This window comes from Streptomyces sp. NPDC111628 (assembly GCF_055635195.1).
Window position 1 is genome coordinate 326,885 of record NZ_JBVKBZ010000003.1, and the last position, 20,132, is coordinate 347,016.

Genomic DNA, 20,132 nt, shown 5'->3' on the forward strand with positions numbered 1-20,132 from the left:
GGGTCACCGGTCACCGGCGGGCCGAGGCCGCCAGCATCGGGAGCGAGACGATGTCGGCGAGGGCCTGCTGGCCGGCGATGTTCGCGTGGACCCCGTCGCCGGTGTCGTACGGCGGGTTGATGCTGTTCGGCCGTACCGGGTCTTCGAGTACCTGGTCGAAGGGGAGGATCCCGTCGCAGGTGCCGCCACAGCTGTTCCACTTCGCGACGAACGTGCCGACGGCGTGCCGGTCGCGGTTGTGCTGGTCGGTGTAGCCGGGGCGAGGGGTGATGGGCGTGACGTACACCTTGATGCCCGCGGCGCGCAGTCGCTGGAAGACCTCGCGGTAACTCGCCTGGATCCGGGCGGCGTCGCAGCCGGCCGGGAGGTCGTTGGTCCCGTAGTAGTAGAGGACTCCCGTGACGCCGTGCAGGGACAGTACGTCGCGCTCCAGCCGGGCGGCGGCGTCCAGACCGCGGACGGCCTCACCGATGCCCGGGCAGGTCGCGGCGCTCGTGGTGCCGCCGATGCCCGCGTTGGCGACGGCGAACTGCCGGGTGGGAGGCAGTTCCGAGGTGATCCGCCGGGCGAGGTCGTCGGTCCACCTCAGATTGGCGCCCGGGCGGCTGCAGTCCGGTCCGCAGTTCGTCGACCCGGTCCCGTCGACGACCGAACTGCCGTAGGCGACCAGGCTCCCCCGCAGCCGCGGATTGCGTACGTCGACCGCGCTGACCAGGAGCGTGGAGCCGGTCGTCCCGGTGAACGCGGTGCCGTCCGGGTCGGCGGTGTGGTCGCCCGAGCCGGGCGGGGTCAGGTAGTTGGTGCGGAAGGCGCTGTCGTGGCGCCCCGGAGCCACGGTGCCGGAGACGGAGAGCGACACCGCGATGTCGTCCTGGGCGGCGGTGCGGAGTCCGGTGCTGTCGCTCCACACCTCACCGCCGGGTGGGACGACGACCCGGCGCCGGCCGTCGAACGTCACGGGGCGCGGGCGTCCCTCCGTCGCGGCGTCCTTGCCGTCGCTGTGGGCCACCGTCGCCGCGTCGACGGTGAGCGGTGTCTCGCCGAAGGTGTTCTGGACGCGTATCCGGACCGCGTCACCTCCCTGGCTCAGGTGGGTGATCATGCGCATCGACTGGTCGCGCAGCGGTGTGGGCGCGGCGTTCTGCTGTGAGGCGGCCCAGGACGTGAACCAGGCGTTGTCCCCCGGCCGACGGTCCGGCCCGGTGCCGGCGGGAGCGGCGGCGGTGCTCGTGGACGCGGCCAGGACGGAGGACGCCAGGGTGAGGGCCAGGGCGGCCGCTACTCCTCTGGCCAGGGGTGCGCGGGCGGGGTCGAGAACTCGGGCAAGGAGACGGCGCATCGGTGCCAGCCTTTCCGACGTTACGTGACGTGCCATGAGGTGGGGTGAGGTGGGCTGAGGTGACGGACGGGACGGGACGAGGTGCAGGGCTGGATCCTCCCCGGCCGTCCCCCGGCTCACGCCACTCGCGGCCCTGCGGCGCCTCGCGCATCGCACGACACGCCAACCCCGCACCCCCGACACCGGGTTGCATCCGCCGTACACCCTGGGGGCGCCCCGGTGTCGCCCTTGCGACATGTCCCACCTGTGCCACCCGAATCGAATGACACCCCGTCTTCGGCAAGCTCATCCTGGCCAACGCACGAACTTGCATCGAACGCATGGGAAGGCAGCGCACTGATGAGACGGATCCGCCTGTTGGCTGCAATATCGGCCGGTCTGGCGCTGGCCGCCGGCGCCGTGGCCCCCGTACCCGCGCTCGCGGGCACCCCGCGTCAAGACGCCGTCGCGCCTGCGACGGACCACGCCACCGCGACGGACCACGGCACGGCGACGGTCAAGCTGATCACCGGTGACAGTGTGACCGTCACCCGCACCGCGGACGGACGCCAGGCGGCGTCCGTCACACCGGGGCCCGGCAGACGGGGCGTGCTCTTCCGTACTCTCGAGCAGGACGGCCATGTGACGGTCCTCCCGTCCGACGCCGACGCCCTGGTCGCCGCCGGACGCCTGGACCGGGACCTGTTCGACGTGACGGCGCTCCTCGCGCAGCGGTACGACACCGCGCACACCGACGCGCTGCCGCTCATCGTGGAGCAGGCCGAGGGAGTGGCGGCCTCCTCCGTGAACGCGTTGACCGACCTCGCGCGGGACGCGTCGGTCCGCGAACTCGACAGCATCGACGCGCATGCCGTGCGGGTCGACGACGCGGACCTCGGCCGGTTCTGGAAGCGGCTCGTCCCGGCCGGCGGGCAGCGCGCGAAGGCCGCGGCCACCACGCCGCGCGTGTGGCTGGACGGCCGGGTGGGCGCGTCCCTGGACCGCAGCACGGCCCAGATCGGCGCCCCGGACGTGTGGTCGGCCGGTTACCGGGGAGACGGCGTCAAGGTCGCCGTCCTGGACACCGGGGCGGACCAGAGCCATCCCGACCTCGCCGGCCGGGTCGCGGCGGCCAAGGACTTCTCGGGCAGCTCCGGCACCAACGACGTCTTCGGGCACGGCACCCACGTCGCCTCCATCGTCGGCGGCAGCGGCGCCGCCTCCGGCGGGAGCCGCCAAGGTGTCGCGCCCGCCGCTCGGTTGCTGGTCGGCAAGGTGCTCGGCGACGACGGCTTCGGCAGCGAGTCGCAGGTGATCGCGGGCATGGAGTGGGCGGCGGACCAGGGCGCCGACGTCGTCAACATGAGCCTCGGCTCCTCCGGGGCCACCGACGGCACCGACCCCATGAGCCAGGCGCTCAACGACCTCAGCCGGCGCACCGGCACGCTGTTCGTGGTCGCGGCCGGCAACGAGGGCGAGCAGGGTCCCCGCACGGTCGGCTCGCCCGGGGCCGCGGACGCCGCACTCACCGTCGGGGCCGTCGACCGGGACGATTCACTCGCCCCGTTCTCCAGCCGCGGCCCGCGCCTCGGTGACGACGCGGTGAAGCCGGACGTCACGGCTCCCGGTGTGGGCATCGTGGCGGCACGCGCGGCCGGGTCGGCGATGGGCGACCCGGTCGACGAGCACTACACCGCCGCCTCGGGCACCTCGATGGCCACCCCGCACGTGGCGGGCGCGGCCGCGCTCCTCGCCCAGCGTCATCCGGACTGGACCGGCGCGCAGTTGAAGGACGCGCTGATCAGCACGGCGGTCACGGTGGACGGCCAGAAGGTCACCGAACAGGGCGGCGGGCGGATCGACGTGCGCGCCGCGGGACTGGGCGCCGTGACCGCCACCGGCACCCTCGTCATGGGACCGTTCACCTCGCAGGACACCGAGCCCGTGACGTCGGGGGTCCGGTACACCAACTCCTCGGACGAGGACGTCACGCTCTCGCTCGCCGTCGAGCTGGCCACGGAAGGGGGCAAGGCGCCCGCCGAGGGATCGGCGCGGCTCGGCTCCGACTCCCTACGCGTGCCCGCCGGCAGCTCGGCCGAAGTGCCGCTGACCGTCGATCCCGCCCGCGCCGGACAGGGCAAGTTCTACGGCTACGTCACCGCGACGACCGCCGACGGCTCGGTGGCCGCGCACACCACGCTGAGCCTGGTGGTGCACGGGCCGACGCACCGGATCACCGTGAAGACGATCGACAAGGACGGCAAGCAGGTCGACGACCTGCCCACCATCTGGGGTGCCGAGGGCTTCGTCGGCTACAGCGACCCCGCGGCCGCCGTCGCCGAGGTCGAGGAGGGCGTCTACCAGCTCAACACCAGCTGGACCACGTCGGCCGAGGACGGCGAGGAGCTGCGCCACGTGGTGCTGCCCGAGGTCGAGGTCACCAAGGACATGACCGTCACCCTGGACGCCCGCAAGACGGTCCCCGTGGAGATCCGCACGCCCCGGCCGGCGGAGCAGCGCGGGATCATGAGCTACCAGACCTACCGCGAGATCGGGGGCCGCAGCCTGACCCAGGGCACGATGTACTTCGACATCGCCAAGCGGCTGTACATCAGCCCGACGGCCAAGGTCACCGAAGGCACCTTCGAGTTCGCCTCCCGCTGGCAGCTCGTCGCCCCGCTCATCCAGGCGAAGGTGTCCCGCACGCGGTTCGACCTGGGCGCCTACTACATGCCCGCGTCGCCGCTCTTCCCCGAGCGCGGCGCGACCCTGACCGCGGTCGACGCCGGCGACGCGGCCGACGCCGACTTCAGTCGCGCCCGCGGCAGGGTCGCGGTGGTGGACAACCCGACGGGAGCCGGTGAGCGGGCCCTGGTCGAACGGGCGGCCGCCGCCGGGGTCCGCGCGGTGATCCTCATCCACTTCAACGACACCGGCTGGACGCGCTGGCGGCCGACGGGCGACCGCAACGCCCTGCCCACGCTGCGCATCGGCAAGGACACGGGCGCCGAACTGCTCGCCCGCATCGCCCGCGGCTCGACCTCGGTGAAGTTCTCCGGCACCGCGCGCAGCCCGTACCTGTACGACGTGATGCAGGTGTCCGAGCAGCAGGTGCCCCGCAGGGTCGTGCACACGGTGTCCGCGCGCAACAGCGCCGTCGTCCGCAGCACTTACGCCGACAACGGTGTCACGGGGTGGGCGAGCGAGCAGCGCTTCGGCTGGCGGCCGTACCAGAACACCGCCTGGCTCCAGTACACCCGGTTCGTGCCGCTCGGCTTCGAGCGCACCGAGTACGTGAGCGCGGGCGACACCGCCTGGCAGCACCGGGTGCACCACACCACGACGTTCGACGTGGACCAGCCGCTCATCGCCGGGATGCGGGACGATCCGCGCACCTACCGGGCCGGCGTGCGGCCCCGGGAGACCTGGCAGGGCGCGGTCGTCCGCCCGTCGATCCCCGCCGGCACCGCCACGCCGACCGTGCGGGACGGCAACGTGCTGCGGCTGAGGGTCCCGGAGTTCACCGACTCGCAGGCCGGGCACTGGTCGCCCACCTCCGGCGGTGACACCGCGAGCGCCGTGCTGTACCGGGACGGCGAGCTTGTCGACGGGGTCGACAGCGCCTGGCAGAACGTGGCCGTTCCGGCCGAACGGGCGCGCTACCGGCTGGACATGGAGACCTCGCGCGACTCCGAGGCCTGGACGAGGGGTGTGGCCACCAGTACGTCCTGGTCCTTCGAGTCGGGCCGCACGGACGCCGCCGCCCCGCTGTCGCTGCTCCAACTCGACTACGACGTACCGGTCGACGTGCGCAATTCCGTGCGCGGCACCCGTTCGCACCACGTCGACGTCCGGGTGCGTGCCCAGGAAGGACTGCCCGTGCCACGGGGCGTGAGCGTGCGGGTCGAGGCGTCCTACGACGACGGGCGCACCTGGTCGGCGGCGCGCACCCACGCCCACGGCCACAACGCCTTCCGGGCCTCGCTCACGCCGCCCGCCCACGGGGAGTCGTGGGTCACGCTCCGCGTCACGGCGCGCGACTCGGCGGGCGACTCGGTACGGCAGACGGTGCAACGCGCCTACGCGGTACGCCGATAGCGGCCCGTCCGGCACGAGGGGTGTGCGGCAGGTGACGCCGTACACCCCCGCCGCGCCCTCCCCGCCTGTGCAGTACGGTGTTCAACCGTCACGGCCCAGGATCCGGGGAGGGCGTTCGTGGTGCTGGAGATCGCTGGGCTGTCGCCCGACGAGGAGTCGGTGTACGCACTGCTCGTCACCTTCGGCCGGGCCGGCGCCGCCGACCTGGCGGAGCGTGACGGCATTCCGGTCGAGCGGATGGACCACGTCCTGGAGTCGCTCACCGCGAAGGGACTCGCCAGCCCCACCGACGGCGTGCCCCGGCTCTACCAGGCGGCTCCGCCCGACGTCGCCCTGCTGCCCCGGCTCAAGCGCAGTGCCGAGGCGCTGGATCTCGCCCAGCACGAGGCGGCCCGGCTGATCGAGTCCTACCGGGACACCATGCGCAGGCGGGACGCGGGGCAGCTCCTGGAGGTCATCACCGGTGCCGAGGCGCTGCGCCAGCACCTGCGGCAGATCCAGACCAGCGTGCGCGAGGAGATGCTCTGGTTCTGCAAGGCCCAGTACGTGGCCATGCCCTCGGGCAGCAACACCGAGGAGTTCGAGGCGCTGGCCCGCGGCGTGCGCTACCGGGTGCTGTACGAGAAGGCGTTCTTCGACGACGAGGGCGCGGTCGACAACGTCGTGGCGGGCGTGCGGGCCGGTGAGGTCGCCCGTGCCGTGCCGCAGCTGCCGCTGCGCCTGGCGATCGCGGACCGCGCGGTGGCCGTCTTCCCCCTCGTCGCCGGCGGACCGCACGGCAGTCCGGAGGAACCCACGACGGCGCTGGTCAGGGACAGCAATCTGCTGGCGGCCCTGATCGCGCTGTTCGAACGGTACTGGGAGGACGCCGTCCCGCTGGACGTCGACGACTCGGGCGAACTCTCCGGGACCGACGGACCGGCGGCGCCCGACGCGCTGGCCCCCACCGACCGCAGGCTGCTGTCGCTGCTGGTGGCGGGAGTGGCCGACAAGGCGATCGCCTCCCAGATGCAGCTCAGCCGCCGCACGGTCCAGCGCCGTATCCAGGGCATGATGGAACGCGCCAACGCCGCGACCCGCATGCAGCTCGCCTGGCAGGCGGCGCGGCGGGGCTGGTTGTGACGGGCAGGGGCACCGGGCACGGGACACCGTGGACAGTCACCGACCCGCTGTGATGTGATCCCTGCGGCGGCGTCTCCCCCCAGCCGCCGGTTCCGCCCGCCGGCCCGCGCCGCGTCGTCACGACGAGCGGACGGGTCCGTCCCCCAGGCCCGAAAGTTCCGTACACATGCAGAAGACCAAGGCCGCGCTCTGGGAATTCCTCCAGGGCCTCGGCAAGACGTTCATGCTCCCGGTGGCCCTGCTCGCGTTCTGCGGCATCATGCTGGGCATCGGCTCCTCGCTGTCGAGTGACGCGGTCACTGACAACGTTGCCTTCCTGAAGGGCGAGGGCTTCCACCTCGTCTTCACCTGGATGGCCAACACGGGCCTGGTCGCCTTCACCTTCCTGCCCGTCCTCTTCGCCATGGCGATCCCGCTCGGCCTCGCCCGCGAGGACAAGGGCGTGGCCGCGTTCTCCGGTTTCGTCGGCTTCGTCGCCATGAACCTCGCGGTGAACTTCTACCTCACCGCCAAGGGCGTCGACTTCGAGGACGAGAAGGCGATCGAGCACTACGGCATAGCCGACGTGCTGGGTGTGCAGTCCATCGACACGGGACTGCTCGGCGCGGTGGCCGTTGGCATCGTTGTCAGCCTGCTCCACCGGCGCTTCCGCACCCAGCGGCTGCCGGACGCGCTGGCCTTCTTCGGCGGGCTGCGCTTCGTCCCGATCGTCTCGGCCCTGGTCCTGAGCGTGCTCGGTCTGCTCATCCCGCTGGTGTGGCCGACCTTCAACGGCTGGATCAGCGCGGTCGGCCGGGGCATCGGGCACACGGGCGTCTTCGGACCGTTCTTCTTCGGCATGGGCGAGGTGCTGCTGCGCCCGATCGGCCTGCACCACATCCTCGTCGCCATGTTCCGCTTCACGGACGTCGGCGGCTCGGGAACCGTGTGCGGCGACCACGTCTCCGGCGCACTCAACCTGTTCTACGCCCAGTTGGACTGCTCGGCGGCACCCGACGCGGCCGTCACCGACGCCACGCACTTCCTCTCCCAGGGCAAGATGGCGGCCTACCTGGGCGGTCTGCCGGGCGCCGCGCTCGCGATGTACCACTGCGCCAGGCGCCAGATGCGTCCGGAGATCAAGGCCCTGCTCGTGTCCGGCGTGGTGGCCTGCGTGGTCGGCGGCATCACGGAGCCGCTGGAGTTCCTGTTCCTGTTCGTCGCCCCGTGGCTGTACCTCATCCACGCCGTCCTGGTGGGACTGGGCTTCCTCACGGCGGCCGTGCTCGGCGTGTTCATCGGCAACACGGACGGCAACGTCATCGACTGGCTCGTCTTCGGTGTGCTCCAGGGCTCGACGACCAAGTGGTATCTGGTGCCGGTGATCGCGGCGGTGTGGTTCGCCGCGTACTACTTCCTGTTCCGCTGGGCCATCACCCGCTTCGACCTCAGGACGCCGGGCCGGGAGGACCCGCCGGCGGACGACGAGCGTGACGAGCAGGACGAGCACGAAGGGGCGCAGGACGCGGAACACGCGGAGGACCGGCACGGAGTGGCTGCTGAACCGGCCCGCGAGCTGGTCGCGGGGAAGTACGACGCGGCCGCCATGCTCGACGCGATCGGCGGCGCGGGCAACATCCGGTCCCTGGACAACTGCATCACCCGCCTGCGCATGACGGTGGCGGACGCCGATGAGGTGGACGAGGCACGGCTGAAGAAGCTGGGGGCCGTGGGCGTCATCAAGCTCGACGCGCACAACGTCCAGGTCGTCATCGGTCCGCAGGTCCAGTCCGTGAAGGACGCCATCGCGACGATGGTCCCGGCGGGCCGGCGATGACCGCGCCCCCGCCCGCGCCGTACGACTTCGGCACGCCGGTGGACCGGCGCGGCACCTGGTGCACGCAGTGGGACTATGTGCAGGACCGGTTCGGCGTGCCGGACCTGCTGCCGTTCACGATCTCCGACATGGACTTCGAGACCGCCCCCGAGGTGCTGGCGGCGCTGCGCGGACGTCTGGACCACGGGGTCCTCGGCTACTCCCGCTGGCGCCAGGACGACTTCCTGTCCGCGATCGTGCACTGGTACGCGGCACGGCACGGAACGGACGTGGACCCCGGGTCGGTCGTCTACGCGCCCTCGGTCGTCTACCAGGTCTCGCGGTTGCTGCACCTGTGGTCGCGGCCGGGTGACGGGGTGGTCGCCCACACCCCGATGTACGACGCGTTCCCCAAGACGGTCGCGGCGAGCGGTCGGCGGCTCCTGGAGTGTCCCCTGGACGACTGGCCGGAACTGGAGCGGCTGCTGGCGCTCCCCGACACGGCGGTGCTGCTGCTGTGTTCGCCGCACAACCCGACGGGCAGGGTGTGGTCGGCCGCGGAGCTGGACCGGATGGCCCGGTTGTGCGCACGGCACGGCGTCGCGGTCGTCAGCGACGAGATCCATTCCGACCTGGCCCACGCTCCGCATGTCCACCGCCCCTGGGTCCGCCACGGCGGCGACGGCCGCTGGGCGGTGGTCACCTCGGCGTCCAAGTCCTTCAACATTCCCGCACTGACCGGCAGTTACGGCATCATCAACGATCCGGCCTCGCGCGAGGCCTACCTGCGGCAGCTCAAGGACGCGGACGGGCTCTCCTCCCCCGCGGTGCTGTCGCTGGTCGGCCACATCGCCGCGTACCGCGAGGGGGCGCCCTGGCTGGACGCGCTGCGGACGTATCTCGCGGGCAACCTCGCGATGGTCGCCGACCGCCTCCGGGAGGCGTTCCCCGGGCTCGACTGGCGGCCCCCGCAGGCGGGTTACCTGGCGTGGATCGACCTGCGCCCGCTGGGCGTCGACGACGAGGAGCTGCAACGGGAGCTGGTGGAGGTCGAGAAGGTGGCGGTCATGCCCGGGGCCGCCTACGGCTCGCCGGGACGGGTACGGCTCAACGTCGGGTGCCCCCGGTCGAAGGCGGAGGCGGGCGTCGAGGCCTTGGTGCGGGCGCTGGGACGTCTCACCCGCACGGAGCGGCGACGAGCATCGGCGCTGCGGAACACGACACGGTCAACATGAACATCGTTTTCATGTAGGGTCGGGGCTCCACGTCCGAAAGGAGCCTCACCATGGCCGTTCCCAAGCGCAAGATGTCCCGCAGCAACACCCGCCACCGCCGGGCCCAGTGGAAGGCGAGTACGCCGAATCTGGTGCCCGTGACGGTGGACGGGGTGACTCTGCGGGTTCCGCGGCACCTGGTGCCCGCGTACCGCCGCGGCCTCCTGCGCCCGGAGGACTGACTCTCCTCCCCCGCGTCAGTGACGCGGGGCCGGCGGAGCCACCGGGTCGAGCGCCAGTGCGGCGAAGGTGGCCAGCCAGTGGTCGGTGGTGAAGTCACCGCGTTCCACCGCCGGCAGGCCGGCCGTGAGATGTGCCCCGGCCGCCTCGTCCAGGCGGGCGCGGACCGGGCCGTCGGGCAGGGCGTCGGCCAGGGCGCGCAGCGCGGCGGCCCTGCTGAGCGTCAGACCGAGCAGATGGCCGATCTGCGGGTCGGCGTGGTCGGAGACGACCGGCACCTCCAGCAGTGCGCAGCGGGCGCCGGTCCCGAGCCCGGGCAGGAAGCGGTCGAGCCACCGCGCGAGCCGTTCCGGCGCGAGGACCCGGCGCATCGCGTCGGCCTCGGTGAGCGCCGGGGACAGGAAGTCCTGCCCCGACGGTTCCCAGTGCGCGGGCGCGTCGTGGTCGTCGGCGAACCAGCTCAGCAGGCGTTCCCGTACGGCCCGGTCGGTCCCGGCGGACAGTTCGCCCGAGTCGAGGGCGAGGCCCAGCGCGAAGGCGCTGTTGGGGTGGTTGCCGTGGCGGACGGGATAGGTGGCCTTGGGCAGCCAGTCGGCCAGCAGTGCGTCGACGGCGTCCACGGCCGGATCCAGCGCTCCGGCCCACCGTTGGCCCTCCGCGCCCCCGTGCGCCCGGCATTCGGCGGCGAGCGCGAGCAGCCACGCCCAGCCGTACGGGCGCTCGAAGGAGGGGCGCTCGCGCAGGTAGGCGGCCTCGGTGGCGAGGTTCTCGGGGGTGAGGTGCCGGTCGAGCGTGGCGACGGCCTGCTCGGTGCCGGGCAGCGCGGGGGTGCCGCCGTGGCGGCGCAGCAGGCGGACCAGCAGCCAGTGCATGTGCACCGAGGAGTGCCAGTCGTAGGCGCCGTAGAAGGCGGGGTGCAGCGAGCGGGGTTCGAGCCGCTCGTCGGCGGAAGCGATCAGGTGGGCCGGGAAGTTGGGGTACTCGCGGGTGATGTTCGCCAGGGCGAGCTGGACGAAGGGGGCCGCGTGGGTGCTGAGCGGCATCAGTGGGTGGCTCCTTCGGTGACCTTCAGGTCCTGCTCGGCGGGGGTGCGGGCGGCGGTGGCCAGCAGGGCGCGCAGGCCGTGGGCGACGGTGGCGGGCGGGAGGGCGGGCGCGGTGCCGTCGGGTACCTGTTCCGGCGCCCAGGGCACGTGCGCGAAGCCGCCTCGTATGTGCGGGAACTCGGTGGCGATGAGGTGGCCGAGGCCGTAGGCCACGTGGTTGCAGACGAAGGTGCCGGCCGTGTTGGAGACGGCGGCCGGGACCCCCGCCTCGCGCATCGCGGCGACGCAGGCCTTGACGGGGAGGGTGGAGAAGTAGGCGGCGGGGCCGTCCGGGACCACGGGTTCGTCGATGGGCTGCCCGCCGGCGTTGTCGGGGATGCGGGCGTCGTCGACGTTGATGCCGACGCGCTCGACGGTGACCCCCGGGCGCCCGCCCGCCTGCCCCAGGCAGAGCACCAGGTCAGGGTTGTCCGCCCGGACGGCGTCGCGCAGGGCGGCGAGGGACTCGCCGAAGACACAGGGCAGTTCGGCGGCGGTGACCGCGAGACCGGCGGGCGGTTCGGCGGCCACCAGGGAGGCCGCCTGCCAGGAGGGGTTCACCCGCTCTCCGCCGAAGGGGGCGAAGCCGGTGATGAGGACACGGGTCATGGGCGTTCCTTGCCGTGCGGGTCGGATGGCGGGCGCGGAGGGCGGGGTCAGAAGGCGAAGAGCGCCATGATCACCGTGCAGCAGCCGAGCAGCGCGATGCCCGTCGGGAGCTGTGCCTTGATCGGCCCGTACTGGTCCTTCAGTTCGAGCAGGGTGGCCGGGACGATGTTGAAGTTGGCGGCCATCGGCGTGCACAGGGTGCCGGCGAAGCCGGCCAGCATGCCGATCGCGAGGACGGCGGGCTCGTTGCCGTGCATCTGCTGGATGAGTACGGGCCAGCCGATCGCCGCCGTCATCACCGGGAAGGCGGCGAACGCGTTGCCCATGATGACGGTGAACAGGAACATGCCCACGCAGTACGCGACGACGGCGAAGTACTTCGAGTCCTCGGGGAGGACCTTGTTCATGATGTCGCCGACCTGGTCGCCGACCCCGGCGGCGGCGAAGATCGAGCCGAGCACGGCAAGCAGCTGGGGCAGCAGCAGGGCGGAGCCCATCGCCTCCAGCATGGAGCGGCCGGAGTGGATCGGAACGGAGACCTTCTTCTCGCCGGTGACGAGCATGCCGACGACGAGCGCGGCGATGCAGCCGAGGCCGAGCCCGAGCAGGGTGGCCTTGCCGGTCTCGAAGAGCCCGGACTCGTCGAGGACGGAGGCGCAGACGATGGCGACCAGCGGGATGGTCAGCGCGGGGACGAAGATCTTGTTGCCGAGCCGGGCGGCCGCGGCCTCGCGCTGCTCGCCGGTGGTGGTGACCGGGACGCCCTTGCCGAGGAAGTTGAAGCCGGCGAGCACGATCAGGGCCAGGACGGCGACGCCGAGCGGCTCGGCGGGCAGGGTCCAGCCACCGTTGTCCGCGGTGGCGTTGGCGACTCCGGTGCCGTAGGGGAAGGTGAGTCCGAGCAGGCCCCAGAAGGCGGCGGACGTCCACCGCTTGGGGTTGCTGCGGTCGGTGGCCATCTGCACGGCCATGACGACGAAGACGAGGCCTATCAGCCAGTACAGCCATTCGACCTTGATCACTTGTCGGCCCCCTCGGGAAGCGGCAGGTCGTGTTCGGCGGCGGCCTGCGCCATCTCGCGTTCGAGCTGCTTGTCCATGAGCAGCAGCCGGGCGCCGTGGATGAGGAAGGCGCAGACGGCCAGCGGGATCGCCCACAGGGCGAGCTGGGTCGGCTCGATGTCCTGGTGGTACGTGGAGTTCACGAAGCCGGTGATCAGCAGGATGGAGCCGATGGCGATGAAGCAGTCCTCGCCGAAGAAGACGCCCACGGTGTCGGCCGAGGCCGAGTAGGAACGGACCTTCTCGCGCAGCTTGTCCGGCAGCTTGGCCCCGGTGGAGCGTTCGGCGGCGGCCTCGGCCATGGGTGCCACCAGGGGCCGCACGGTCTGTGCGGGGCCGCCGATGCTGTTGAGGCCGAAGGCCGCGGTGACCTGCCGGACCAGCAGGTAGACGGTGAGGAACCGGCCGGCGCTGAGCTTGCCCAGCCGGCCGATGAGATTGCGGGCCTGCTCGCGCAGGCCGTAGCGCTCGAGCAGCCCGATCACCGGGAGCACGATGGCGTAGACGGTGACCGAGCGGCTGTCGGCGAAGGACCGGCCGAAGGCCGCGAGGACCTCCAGCGGGTTCATCTTGCCGAGCAGTCCGGTGACGATACCGGCGACGCCCACCACGAGGACGGGGTTGCGGCGCGTGACGAATCCGAGGATCACCACGACCACACCGAGGAGAACGATCATTCGGTGGCCTTCTTCAGGCATGAGGGGGCAGGGCACGGATCCGGAGCTTCGGAACGTGACTCATGGGTCCCGGGGACCATAGCTCCAGATGTGTGGCAGATGCACGGACACTAGCGATCGTTGAACGATCTAACAAGAGGTGAATCCTCTTCGTCTCCGGAGCGGTCGAGCGGGAGGTCGAGCGAGTGTCCCTTGTCGGATCGTTCAACGATCGTCTACTTTCAAGGTGTGATCGACCTCAACGCAGATCTCGGTGAAGGCTTCGGCCGCTGGACCCTCACCGACGACGACGCCCTGCTCTCCGTCGTCACCAGCGCCAACGTCGCGTGCGGCTTCCACGCGGGCGACCCCTCGGTGATGCGCCGCGTCTGCGACCTCGCCGCGGAGCGCGGGGTGCGGATCGGGGCGCAGGTGTCCTACCGCGACCTGGCGGGCTTCGGCCGGCGCGCCATGGACGTGCCCTCCGCCGAGCTGGCGGCCGAGGTGGCGTACCAGATCGGCGCCCTCCGGGTGTTCGCCGAGGCCGCCGGCGCCCCGGTCGCCTACGTGAAGCCGCACGGCGCGCTCTACAACCGCACCGTCCACGACGACGGTCAGGCCCGCGCCGTCGTGGCCGGAGTGCGGCTGGCGGGCGGCGCGCTGCCGGTGCTCGGCCTCCCGGGCTCGCGGCTGCTCACGGCCGCCGCGGAGGCGGGCCTCACCGGCGTCCCGGAGGCCTTCGCGGACCGTGCCTACACCCCACGGGGCACCCTGGTCCCCCGTAGCGAGGCGGGCTCGGTGGTGACGGACGAGGACGCGGTGGTGCGCCGCGCGCTGGCGTTCGCCGTGGAGGGCGCCGTCGAGGCCGTGGACGGTACGACCGTCGCGGTCGCCGCCCGTTCCCTGTGCGTGCACGGCGACACCCCGAACGCCGCCCGGATCGCGGCCCGGGTGCGCGAGGCGCTGGAGACGGCCGGGGTGGGGATCGGGGCGTTCGCATGACGGACGGACGGTCCCTCACCGCGCGCCCGGCGGGCCGGCACGCCCTCCTGGTCGAGTTGCGGGACGCCGAGCACACCGCGGCCTTCCTCGCGGAAGTGCTGCGCCGTCGCGCCGCCGGGGCCCTGCCGCCGGTCACCGAGGTCGTGCCGGGGGCGCGGACCGTCCTGCTGGACGGAGTGCCGGACCCGGACGCGCTGGCCCGCCGGGTCGCCGACTGGGAAGTGCCGCCGGTCGCGGACGACACGGGCGCCGTGGTGGAGATACCCGTGCGCTACGACGGGCCGGACCTGGCCGACGTGGCGGCGCTGTGGGGCGTCGGCCCCGACGAGGTCGGCGCCCTCCACCGCTCGCACACCTACCGGGTGGCGTTCTGCGGCTTCGCCCCCGGGTTCGGCTATCTCACCGGCCTGCCCCCTCGGCTGCACGTCCCCCGCCGGTCCACGCCCAGGACCCGCGTCCCGGCCGGCTCGGTGGCCCTCGCCGGTCCCTACAGCGCGGTCTACCCCCGCGCCACGCCGGGCGGCTGGCAGCTGATCGGCACCATGCCCGACCCACGGCCACTGTGGAACCCGGCGCGGGAGCGGGCGGCGCTCCTCACGCCGGGGACACGTGTGCGATTTGTCACGGCGGACGGCGCCACGGCGTACGGCACCGGGACCCCGACCGCGACCGCGACCGCGACCGGTGACGATCCGGCGGCCGGGACGAGCCCGGAGGCCGGGGCATGACCAGCAGACTCACCACCGTGCGCTCCGGGGCGCTCACGACGGTGCAGGACGCGGGCCGGCCCGGCCACGCCCACCTGGGCGTGCCCCGCTCCGGCGCGCTGGACGCGCCCGCGATGCGGCTCGCCAACCGCCTCCTCGGCAACGACCCGGACACCGCCGTCCTGGAGACGACCCTGACCGGCTGCGCCCTGCGCCCCGACCGGGACGTCGCCGCCGTGGTCGGCGGGGCGCCCTGCGCGGTGACGGTCGACGGCAGGCCGGCCGCCTGGGGCGCCCCGGTGCGGGTGCCGGCCGGCTCGGTCCTGGACGTGGGGACCGCGACCGCGGGCGTCCGCTCGTACGTGGCCGTCGCGGGCGGCATCGCCGCCGAACCCGTCCTGGGCAGCCGTTCGACGGACCTGCTGTCCGGGCTGGGTCCGAAGCCCCTGCGGGACGGGGACGTCCTGGTGGTGGGAGCCCCCGCGCGGCCCGCGCCGCCGCCGGTCGCCGCTTGCTGGCCGGGACCGCCGGCCGAACTGGTCCTGCCGGTCCGCCCCGGCCCGCGCGCCGACTGGTTCACCCCGGCCGCGCTGCGCACGCTCACCTCCGCCGCCTACCATGTCTCCCCGCACAGCAACCGCATCGGCCTGCGCACCGAGGGCCCGCCGCTCCAGCGCGTGTCGACGGGCGAACTGCCCAGCGAGGGCATGGTCCTGGGCGCCGTGCAGGTCCCGCCGGACGGCCGCCCGGTGATCTTCCTGCACGACCACCCGACGACGGGGGGCTACCCGGTCGTCGCGGTCGTCGCGGAGCAGGCTCTGGCCGCCGCGGCCCAGGCCGTGGCCGGAACCCCGGTGCGCTTCACGCTCGCCTGACGACCAGTGGGCCGGCCGCCGCGCCGACCGCGTACCAGAACAGATCCGGTGCGTTGAACGTGGAACCGAGCACCAGACGGGCCGCCGTGCTCTGCTCGGCGAGGTGCGCCGGCACGCCGCTGAGCTGGAGGAACTCCACGCCCCAACTCACCGCCAGGGCCAGGGCGGCGGCCTTCGCCGGTACCGTCCTCGGCGCCGCCACGAACACGAGGGCGAACAGCAGCAGGGTGTACAGCGCGTCTCCGCCGTACTTGGCCACCTCGCCCGCCGCCAAGGTCCTGAGCGCCAGTCCGGCGCCGACGATCAACGCCGCGGACACCGCCGCCACCGACCGCGTCCGCCTCGGATCGTGCCGCACGGTGCCGCGGGCCGGAGAAGAGGAAACCATGCGCCCATTGTGCGGTCGGTTCCGCCGCCGATTCGCCACGGCAGGTGGCGGACGCGCGTAGACCTCGGGCACCATCGTCTCGCACCGCACGACCGCGTGGTCACCTTCCGCCATCACCCGCCGGGACGCGAACGGAGTGGGGTCAGTGCTTCACGTCGAGTTCGACCAGGGCGCGTTGACCCGGTTACGGGTGGCGCGCGGCACCGACGCCCTGTGGGAGACGGTGCTGAGCCTCCACCTGCTCCAGAACGGCCAGGAGCCCCTGGCGTACGACCCCTGGCGGCGCGAGGTGCGTGCGGCGCTGCACCGGGCCGGACTGGTCGGCGACGTCAGGGCGTTGATGGCGCTGTGCCCGGCCGCGGGGTACTTCCCGGACTTCCTGACGCCGGGTCTCGGCGACCTCGGCCTCGAGGACGCCGTGGACCGGGTGCAGTCGACGCCCCGGCGCAGGCTCGTCGCCGAACTGGACCTGCTGTGCGGCCAGTCCCGCGGTCCGGTGCCGCGAAGTGTGCGGTGGGTCGCCACCGGGGAGTCGGGGGCACTGCGCTGGCTCGGCGGTACGTTGCGGCGGTACCACGCCCTCGCGGTGGCACCGTATCTGTCGGTGATCCACACTCGTGCCGGTCAGGACCGTGCCCGTCGGGCCGAGGCGGCGCTTGCCGGCGGGGCGGAGGCGCTGCTGGCGAGCTATGCGGAACTGCCGGGCTGGCGGCGGCCGGACGGCACTCGGCTCGCCGCGCCCTACCCCGAGCCCCGGTTCCTGCGGCTGGGCGGGCGTCCGTTGACGCTGGTGCCCGCCTTCTTCTGCGTACGGACCCCGCTGGCCCTGGTGGACGAGTCGCTGCCGCACGTACTGGTGCATCCGCTGGGGCCGGAGCCCGGCTGGCTGCCGCGGTTGCGGGCCGGGGCGGCCGGGCCGTCCGTCGCGCAGCTGATCGGCACGTCCCGGGCCCGGGTGCTGGCGGCGCTGGAGGCGCCGCTGACGACGACGGCCCTGGCCACCGCGCTGCGCCTGGCGCCCTCCACGACGAGCCGGCACGCCGCCGTGCTGCGTGGGGCGGGGCTGGTGGCGACCCGCCGGGAGGGCAACCGGGTGCTGCACCGCCGCACGGCGTTGGGGTCCGCGCTGCTCGACGGTCAGCAGGTGGGGACGCCCGGGAGCCAGGAGTCGGCCACGTCGATGAAGATGTTGGAGACGTAGCCGCCGTAGTCCGGCAGGTAGGACCAGGCGTCGTTGCTGTAGCCGTCGTAGTTCACGAGCTGGCCGTGGACCTGGCACCGCACCCGTACGGTCGTGGGCCCGGGCAGGCTCGCCACGCGGGTGGAGTCGGTCGTCGCCTGCTGCCGCACGCTCACGTCGGTGCCCCAGGTCGGGAAGGCCGTGGTGTCGCCGCCGCCCTCGGTCCACAGGTAGGTGACGGTCACCCAGCCGTTGTCGTTCAGGCCGACGTTGTAGAAGGTGCCGTCGGCCAGGTCGATGCCGGCCGGGTTGGCGACCTGGCGGCCGAACTCGTCGCGTCCGCCGTTGTAGCCGTCCTCGTAGGCGGCCTGCGCCTCGGGCAGCCCCTGCGGCAGGTCCTTCCACTGCTCGCGCTGGGCCGAGGGGTTCCAGTGGTCGTCGTGCGTGTTCCACGGGCCGACGTCCCACACGGGCGCCGTCTCGCAGCGGACGGGTCCGCACACCTGTACCGAGTACTGGCCGCTGCCGTTCGGTGACAGGGCCCGGCGGGAGGGGAGCGCCACGAAGTGGTCGTCGGCCTGGATGACGTGACCGTTGGCGGTGGTGTGTCCGACGAGGCCCTCGCGGGTGGCGTAGACGCGGGCGGAGAAGGCGGCGGCCCGGGTCTCCGGTGCGGGCTCGGCGGGGGCGGTACCCGCGTCGTCCGCCGTCAGGGTCACCGCGCGCACGGCCGCGGTGGGCCCGCCCCTGGCGTTCCACAGGGTGAGCCGGGCCTGGACGTCGACCACGTCACGGGGCAGTTCGGCCGGGGCGCCGGCCGCCGCCCGCCGCCACTCGGTCCAGGTGCCGTCGGCCGCGCGTCCGCGCACGTCGACCTCGACGCCTGCCGCGTCGGGCACGGTCGCGTCGAGGGCCACGGCGACCCGGTCGACGGGCCGGTCGACGTGGTGCGGGTCCAGTACGGCGGAGGCGTAGCCGCGGTCCCGGCCGAGGGAGGCGGGGCTGAGCGAGCCGTCCCGCACCCGCAGGGCGCCCGCGTCGTACCGGACGTTGACGTCGTCGGTGCCGGTCCTGGACAGGTCCGCGCGCCAGGACACCGGAGCGGGCGGGACGGCGGCGTCGGCGGCCGGTGCGGGCGCGGCGCCGAGGGCCGTCCCGGCGAGGGCGAGCAGGCACACCGTGCCGGTCAGGGCGCGGGTGGTGCGGGGTCTGCGACGTGGGGCGGATCCGCGGCGCCGGGGGGAAGGGGTCAGCATGTGGGCACTCCTGGGAGCCAGGCGTCGTCGACGTCGACGAAGATGTTGGAGACGTAGCCGCCGTGGTCGGGCAGGTACGACCAGGCGTCGTTGCTGTAGCCGTCGTACTCGACGAGGCCGCCGTGCACCTGGCAGGCCACGCGGACGGACGTCGGTCCGGGCAGACTCGCCACCCGAGCGGAGTCGGTCGTCGGCTGCTGACGGGCGCTCACGTCCGTGCCCCAGGTGGGGAACGGGGTGCCGGTGGCGCCGTCGTCGCCCCGGACCAGGCTCATGTAGTAGGCCCAGTCCCAGTTCGGGCCGGGGTCGGTGTGGTCGTTGCCGGGCACCTCGCTGTGCCCGACGATGTGCGCGCGGTCCTTGGGGATGCCGTACTTGTCTGTGAGGTAGCGGGTCAGCGCCGCCGACGAGCGGTACAGGGCGTCGGTGAACCACGCGGGGTCGTCGACGTAGCCCTCGTGCTCCACGCCGACGGAGTAGGGGTTGGCCGAGCGGGCGTGCCAGGCGGTGTCGCCCTCGCGGACCGCCTGGGTGATCTGTCCGTCGGAGGACCGCACCACGTAGTGGGCGCTGACCTGCGCGGACGGGTTCTGGAACCAGCTGATGGAGCCCGCGTACGAGCCCTGGGTGACGTGCACGACCACGGTGGTGACCGCCGAGCTGCGGCCCGCGGCGTAGTTGCCGGAGTACGCCGGGTTCCACAGCGCGGAGGGGTATTCGGCGGCCGCGGCGAGCCCCGCGCCGGTGTCGGTCCCTGCGTACGGGCCGCGTTCGGGCCGCACGGCACGCGGGGCGAGGACGACCTGTTCGCCGCCCTCGGCACGGGTCCGTACGCCGTCGGCGAGGATGCCGTAGACCGCGTCCGCGTACAGGCGGGCCGCGGCCCTGCCACCGGGGGCGCCGTAGCGGGCGGTGACGGGGTACCAGGCGCCGAGCCGGTCGCGGTCGGCGGCGTCGAGTCCGGCCTCGTCGGCCAGGGCGCGCAGTACGGCGGCGGCGCCCAGGATGTTGGCGCCCGTGTCCCGCCTCAGCTCGGCGGGGCCTGCGCCGGTGAGTCGTGCGGCGCGCTCCAGAGTGTGCCGTTCGGGGTTGCTGACCAGGTGCATCATGCCGTAGCCGTGGTCCTGGCTGGGCAGTCCGGCGTGGCCGTCGAGGCGGGTCTCGCCGTAGCCGACGGCGACCAGGAGGTCCCGGGGGACGTCGTAGGCGTCGGCCGCGCGGGCGAACGCCGCGTTGACGGAGGTACCGGGCGGGGTGGTGGGCGTGGCGGCGGCCGGGGACGGCTGGCCGGTCAGGACCAGGGCCGCCGCGACGGCCGTGGCGCACAGTGCGGTTCGCGCGCGTCTGACGGGGAGTCCGGAGGACATGTGGGGGCGCTCCGCTCTCTCCGGTGCCCATGGGGTGGGGGATGGCGGCCTCGCGGGCACCGGGGGGCGCGGCCGACCGGGCGCGCGGGACGAAGCCGCCCGTCGAAGGCGGGAGTTGTCCGCGCACCGGTCGTCGCATGATGGATCGCCGAACTTGACG

At 73.2% G+C, this 20,132-nt stretch carries 17 protein-coding genes; 9 read left to right on the top strand and 8 right to left on the bottom strand.

Annotated features, from left to right (window positions below; translation table 11 throughout):
• Positions 1-10: 10 nt before the first annotated feature.
• The gene (locus ACZ7MF_RS16425) at positions 11-1,339 is read right to left on the bottom strand and encodes an SGNH/GDSL hydrolase family protein (RefSeq protein WP_471477491.1); all 1,329 of its coding nucleotides are present in this window, start codon (positions 1,337-1,339) and stop codon (positions 11-13) included.
• Between the two features lie 339 nt (positions 1,340-1,678).
• Here ACZ7MF_RS16425 and ACZ7MF_RS16430 point away from each other — a divergent pair, with 339 nt between their 5' ends.
• From ACZ7MF_RS16430 to rpmF, 5 genes are all read left to right on the top strand, one after another.
• Positions 1,679-5,416 (top strand): S8 family serine peptidase, encoded by a 3,738-nt coding sequence (locus ACZ7MF_RS16430; protein WP_471477492.1) that lies wholly within the window; start codon positions 1,679-1,681, stop codon positions 5,414-5,416.
• Between the two features lie 117 nt (positions 5,417-5,533).
• A complete protein-coding gene (locus tag ACZ7MF_RS16435; protein WP_471477493.1) occupies positions 5,534-6,538 on the top strand; it encodes a helix-turn-helix domain-containing protein in 1,005 nt (334 codons plus the stop codon).
• Between the two features lie 166 nt (positions 6,539-6,704).
• On the top strand, positions 6,705-8,354 hold the full coding sequence (gene malX, locus ACZ7MF_RS16440; protein WP_471477494.1) for a maltose/glucose-specific PTS transporter subunit IIBC: 1,650 nt from the start codon (positions 6,705-6,707) through the stop codon (positions 8,352-8,354).
• Positions 8,351-9,568: a MalY/PatB family protein gene (locus tag ACZ7MF_RS16445; RefSeq protein ID WP_471477495.1), complete on the top strand. Its 1,218-nt coding sequence runs from the start codon at positions 8,351-8,353 to the stop codon at positions 9,566-9,568. The genes malX and ACZ7MF_RS16445 overlap by 4 nt, the downstream gene beginning before the upstream one ends.
• 50 nt (positions 9,569-9,618) lie before the next feature.
• On the top strand, positions 9,619-9,789 hold the full coding sequence (gene rpmF / locus ACZ7MF_RS16450) for a 50S ribosomal protein L32 (RefSeq protein ID WP_356858087.1): 171 nt from the start codon (positions 9,619-9,621) through the stop codon (positions 9,787-9,789).
• 15 nt (positions 9,790-9,804) lie between these two features.
• On the opposite strand, the gene ACZ7MF_RS16455 is transcribed toward rpmF, so the two are convergent.
• From ACZ7MF_RS16455 to ACZ7MF_RS16470, 4 genes are read right to left on the bottom strand one after another with little or no spacing between them, the layout of a single operon-like run.
• Positions 9,805-10,830: a DUF2891 domain-containing protein gene (locus ACZ7MF_RS16455; RefSeq protein ID WP_471477496.1), complete on the bottom strand. Its 1,026-nt coding sequence runs from the start codon at positions 10,828-10,830 to the stop codon at positions 9,805-9,807.
• The gene (gene pcp / locus ACZ7MF_RS16460) at positions 10,830-11,480 is read right to left on the bottom strand and encodes a pyroglutamyl-peptidase I (protein WP_471477497.1); all 651 of its coding nucleotides are present in this window, start codon (positions 11,478-11,480) and stop codon (positions 10,830-10,832) included. The genes ACZ7MF_RS16455 and pcp overlap by 1 nt, the downstream gene beginning before the upstream one ends.
• Before the next feature lie 47 nt (positions 11,481-11,527).
• Positions 11,528-12,502: a DUF979 domain-containing protein gene (locus ACZ7MF_RS16465; RefSeq protein ID WP_471477498.1), complete on the bottom strand. Its 975-nt coding sequence runs from the start codon at positions 12,500-12,502 to the stop codon at positions 11,528-11,530.
• The gene (locus tag ACZ7MF_RS16470) at positions 12,499-13,218 is read right to left on the bottom strand and encodes a DUF969 domain-containing protein (RefSeq protein WP_052841386.1); all 720 of its coding nucleotides are present in this window, start codon (positions 13,216-13,218) and stop codon (positions 12,499-12,501) included. The genes ACZ7MF_RS16465 and ACZ7MF_RS16470 overlap by 4 nt, the downstream gene beginning before the upstream one ends.
• A 228-nt stretch (positions 13,219-13,446) precedes the next feature.
• Between ACZ7MF_RS16470 and ACZ7MF_RS16475 the strand changes: the two genes are divergently transcribed.
• Genes ACZ7MF_RS16475 through ACZ7MF_RS16485 form a run of 3 tightly spaced genes read left to right on the top strand, consistent with a single transcriptional unit; the run spans position 13,447 to position 15,781 of the window.
• Positions 13,447-14,199: a LamB/YcsF family protein gene (locus ACZ7MF_RS16475; protein ID WP_471477499.1), complete on the top strand. Its 753-nt coding sequence runs from the start codon at positions 13,447-13,449 to the stop codon at positions 14,197-14,199.
• Positions 14,196-14,927, top strand: a complete 732-nt coding sequence (locus tag ACZ7MF_RS16480; protein ID WP_471477500.1) for a 5-oxoprolinase subunit B family protein — start codon at positions 14,196-14,198, stop codon at positions 14,925-14,927. Before ACZ7MF_RS16475 ends, ACZ7MF_RS16480 begins: the two co-directional genes overlap by 4 nt.
• A complete protein-coding gene (locus ACZ7MF_RS16485; protein ID WP_471477501.1) occupies positions 14,924-15,781 on the top strand; it encodes a 5-oxoprolinase subunit C family protein in 858 nt (285 codons plus the stop codon). The genes ACZ7MF_RS16480 and ACZ7MF_RS16485 overlap by 4 nt, the downstream gene beginning before the upstream one ends.
• On the opposite strand, the gene ACZ7MF_RS16490 is transcribed toward ACZ7MF_RS16485, so the two are convergent.
• Positions 15,768-16,169, bottom strand: coding sequence for a ribosomal maturation YjgA family protein (locus ACZ7MF_RS16490; RefSeq protein ID WP_471477502.1), 402 nt, complete (start codon positions 16,167-16,169; stop codon positions 15,768-15,770). The genes ACZ7MF_RS16485 and ACZ7MF_RS16490 overlap by 14 nt on opposite strands.
• 145 nt (positions 16,170-16,314) lie before the next feature.
• Here ACZ7MF_RS16490 and ACZ7MF_RS16495 point away from each other — a divergent pair, with 145 nt between their 5' ends.
• On the top strand, positions 16,315-17,370 hold the full coding sequence (locus tag ACZ7MF_RS16495; protein ID WP_471477503.1) for an ArsR family transcriptional regulator: 1,056 nt from the start codon (positions 16,315-16,317) through the stop codon (positions 17,368-17,370).
• On the opposite strand, the gene ACZ7MF_RS16500 is transcribed toward ACZ7MF_RS16495, so the two are convergent.
• Complete coding sequence (locus tag ACZ7MF_RS16500) at positions 17,307-18,605, bottom strand: hypothetical protein (protein ID WP_471477504.1); 1,299 nt, start codon at positions 18,603-18,605, stop codon at positions 17,307-17,309. The genes ACZ7MF_RS16495 and ACZ7MF_RS16500 overlap by 64 nt on opposite strands.
• Positions 18,599-19,972, bottom strand: coding sequence for an N-acetylmuramoyl-L-alanine amidase (locus ACZ7MF_RS16505; RefSeq protein ID WP_471477505.1), 1,374 nt, complete (start codon positions 19,970-19,972; stop codon positions 18,599-18,601). Before ACZ7MF_RS16505 ends, ACZ7MF_RS16500 begins: the two co-directional genes overlap by 7 nt.
• Positions 19,973-20,132: the final 160 nt, after the last annotated feature.